Here is a 1,361-nt window from a genome sequence, read left to right as displayed (position 1 = left end):
TGTCATCGCGCGGTGGCGCAGAAGGCCACGCGGCGTGCGTACGCTGCCAGGGTGCAGATCGACTTGGTTGCCCTGATCGTCGACGAGTACGATCCAGCCATCGCCTTCTTCACCGGCGTACTCGGATTCGACCTCGTCGAGGACTCGCCGTCGCTCACCAACGACGGGCGCCCGAAACGGTGGGTGGTAGTGCGGCCACCCGGCGCGCAAACCGGGCTTCTTCTTGCCCGCGCCGACGGCGAGCACCAGAGTGTGGCCGTTGGTCATCAGGCGGCCGGACGGGTCGGGTTCTTTCTTCGTGTCGACGACTTCGACGCCACGTACCGCAGAATGGCCGAGGCCGGCGTCACCTTCGTGCGCGCACCGCGTACCGAGTCCTATGGTCGAGTTGCAGTCTTCCTCGACATTGCCGGAAACCGGTGGGATCTCCTTGGAGGTGCCTGAGTAGCGGAAGGTGCAGCGAACACCCAGGTTCCCTGATCTGCCGGCGAGCGTGCGCGGCAGTCTGCAGAGGCTGTCACGCGGCGTGACGCGCACGCAGGCTGCCCGTTGCGCGCTCGTGCCGAGTTGAGTGCGGCCGTTCATGACGCCGGATCGCTGCGAGAGTCCGTAAAGATTGGTCCGCGTCGGGCAGGCGTCGCAGCCTAGAAGGGAGGCGACCACTTGCCGTACCAGGTCGGCGAGTCTTCAGCAAAAGGCCACACCTCCCGTCGGTCTGAATACCTGGGATCAGGCCAGAGGCGTCCGACCCATTCGCATTCGGGAATGACGCCTTCCCAGTCATCAACGCAACGCTCGGCCCACTCGCGGCCGACCAGCACTGGCCGTGACAGCACCCCCTCAGTAGTGTTTTGCGCCCGCAGGACCAGGCCGAGTTCTTCGATTCCGGGGTTGGCTCTCGGCCCGTAGCGCAAGCTGCCACCCATGGAATCGGACAAGTCGAACAGCCACCGGTCCAGCTCAGCCGGATTGCGGCCGGTCAACTGCGTCCCGTCCAGGCTCATCAAGGGTCCGTGAACAGCGTCCGCTGCAACGCAGAACAGTTGCCCAGAGCCGAGGAAGTAACCGTAGAGCGCCGGCACTGTCGGCTGCCAACCCAGCTCGACGCCGACGACTTCCGCAAATGTGGGATCAGCCTGGAATCGGCGCAGCTCACGGGCGTCGGGCAGCGCTGCAGCAACTTCCTCTACGGTCATGCCGAATCGCAACGGCCCGACGCCGTCCAGGGGCGTGACGTCCCAATGCGGCCGGACCTGCTCAGCGGATCGTTCGAACTCTTCCGGCGTCATACCATCTACTTCACTTCTGCGGTATCGGCTCACTCCGGACCGGATTCTCTTAATGGCCAGGCCGTCCTGATC

General features: G+C 64.8%; 2 protein-coding genes. One reads left to right on the top strand and one right to left on the bottom strand.

Annotation, left to right across the window (positions count from 1 at the left end):
- The first annotated feature begins 51 nt into the window (after positions 1–51).
- Positions 52–444, top strand: a complete 393-nt coding sequence (locus Ari01nite_RS49365; RefSeq protein ID WP_203791682.1) for a VOC family protein — start codon at positions 52–54, stop codon at positions 442–444.
- A 200-nt stretch (positions 445–644) separates the two neighbouring features.
- Here Ari01nite_RS49365 and Ari01nite_RS49360 read toward each other — a convergent pair.
- Positions 645–1,361, bottom strand: a 717-nt coding sequence (locus Ari01nite_RS49360) for a hypothetical protein (protein ID WP_203791680.1), incomplete at its 5' end; no start/stop codon positions are given.

The organism is Paractinoplanes rishiriensis (genome assembly GCF_016862375.1).
Lineage (GTDB): Bacteria > Actinomycetota > Actinomycetes > Mycobacteriales > Micromonosporaceae > Actinoplanes > Actinoplanes rishiriensis.
The sequence above is the reverse complement of the archived record's forward strand: the minus strand, read 5'-3'. Positions and strand labels throughout refer to the sequence as shown.